This is a genomic window from Acidovorax sp. HMWF029 (assembly GCF_003060895.1).
Lineage (GTDB): Bacteria > Pseudomonadota > Gammaproteobacteria > Burkholderiales > Burkholderiaceae_C > Acidovorax.
This window is the reverse complement of sequence record NZ_QAIH01000150.1, coordinates 1-1610: the sequence shown is the minus strand read 5'-3', so window position 1 is coordinate 1610 and position 1610 is coordinate 1. Positions and strand designations below refer to the sequence as shown.

Below are 1610 nucleotides of genomic sequence, written 5' to 3'. Positions count from 1 at the left end.
GGCCTGCAGCGCCGCGCGGCGCTGCGCGGCCTCGGCGCTGCCTGGGTGGAATCGGGAAGTGAAGACGGCGGTCATGCGGCCTCGGTCTTGGGGGTGTGGGAAGGGGCAAACACCTGAGGCACCTGCGCGCGGTGAAAGCCGTCAAACGGCCGCACGGCCGGGTGTGCTGCGGCGGTGGCACCAGGCGGGCGCTGCGGCCAGCCCATGCGCACCTGTGGCCGTGCGCCATCCACACGCAGCGTGGTGCCGCTGATGAAGCTGGCTGCCGGGCTGAGCAAAAAGGTAATGGCCGCCGACACCTCGGCCTCGTTGCCAAAGCGCCCAAGCGGCACCGTGCGCGGCATGGCGCGCAGCATGTCGCCCGCCTCGGGCGGGTAGTTGTCCATGCCGCTGGAGGCGATGTAACCCGGCGCCACGGCGTTCACGCGCACACCGCTGTGTGCCCATTCCAGCGCGGCGGTTTCGGTGAAGCTGACCATGCCCGCGCGCGCCGCACCGCTGTGCCCCATGCCCGGCATGGAGCCCCACATATCGGCCACGATGTTGACGATGGAGCCGCCGTGCTGCGCCATCCACTGCCGAAAGCACTCGCGCGCCATCAGAAAGCCGCCGGTGAGGTTGGTGTGCAGCACGGCCTCCCAGCCCTTGGCGCTGATGGATTCAAGCGGCGACATGAACTGCCCGCCCGCATTGTTGACCAGCGCATCGATGCGGCCCTGCGCAGCAAGGATTTGCTGCACCAGCGCCACCACGCCTTCTTCGGATCGGATGTCGCACACTTGGCTTGACACGCTGCCGCCATCGGCAGTGATCTCTTCGACCACGGCCAGCAGCTTTTCTGGCTTGCGCCCCACCAGCACCACATGCGCGCCCAAGTGCGCCAATTCATGCGCCGTGCACCGGCCTATGCCCGAGCCACCGCCGGTGACCACCACCACCTGGCCCTGGAATAGGCCCGGAGCAAACACTGACTGGTAGGCATTGCGCGCGGTGGGGGCCATGGTGACTCTGCCTTGATGGAGTGGTTATGAGCGGATGAACAAGGCCAGCGCCTCGTCGGTGAGCGCGTCGAGCGACTTGCCCTTCTTGGGCGAGAACCATTGCACCGCCCAGTTGAGCGCCCCAAAGATGAACAGCCGCGCCACACCGGGCTCGGCCTGCAGCGCACCCTGCTTTGCCAGCGCTTCCAGCACAGGCATCCAGGTGGCCTCGTAGCTGTCCTTGATGCGGGCAATGCCCTTGCGCTGCGCAGGCGTGAGCGAGCGCCATTCGTACAGCATCACCGGGATGAAGCTGCTGCGCGGCCCGAGCAGGATCTCGAAATGGTGGCGGATGAGTGTGTGCAGCTGCTCGCGCGGTGTGGAGGTGGCGGGCAGTGCATCGAGGGCCTGCTGCTGGCTTTGTGTGGCCATGGTCATGCCCTCGCTCATCACGGCGTAGAGCAGCGCGCTTTTGCTTTCGAAGTGGTAGAAGGGCGAGCCGCTGTGCATGCCCGCCGCCGCCGCAATGTCGCGCGTGCTGGTGGCGGCAAAGCCCTGGGTGCGGAAGAGTTTGGCAGCGCCGTCCATGAGCTTGCGGCGGCGGTTGCCGTCGTCGAGTTCTTCGGCGGT

Annotated in this window: 2 protein-coding genes; both read right to left on the bottom strand. The window is 67.2% G+C overall.

The features are described from left to right. Window positions 1-71: 71 nt before the first annotated feature. Window positions 72-1001, bottom strand: coding sequence for an SDR family oxidoreductase (locus DBR12_RS10240; RefSeq protein ID WP_108617144.1), 930 nt, complete (start codon window positions 999-1001; stop codon window positions 72-74). A gap of 24 nt (window positions 1002-1025) precedes the next feature. Continuing rightward, on the bottom strand, window positions 1026-1610 hold a 585-nt coding region (locus DBR12_RS10235), incomplete at its 5' end, for a TetR/AcrR family transcriptional regulator (protein WP_108617143.1).

Excerpts from the sequence above, each read along its gene's own strand:
- DBR12_RS10240 (WP_108617144.1), bottom strand. The coding sequence starts at position 1,001 with ATGGCCCCCACCGCGCGCAATGCCTACCAGTCAGTGTTTGCTCCGGGC.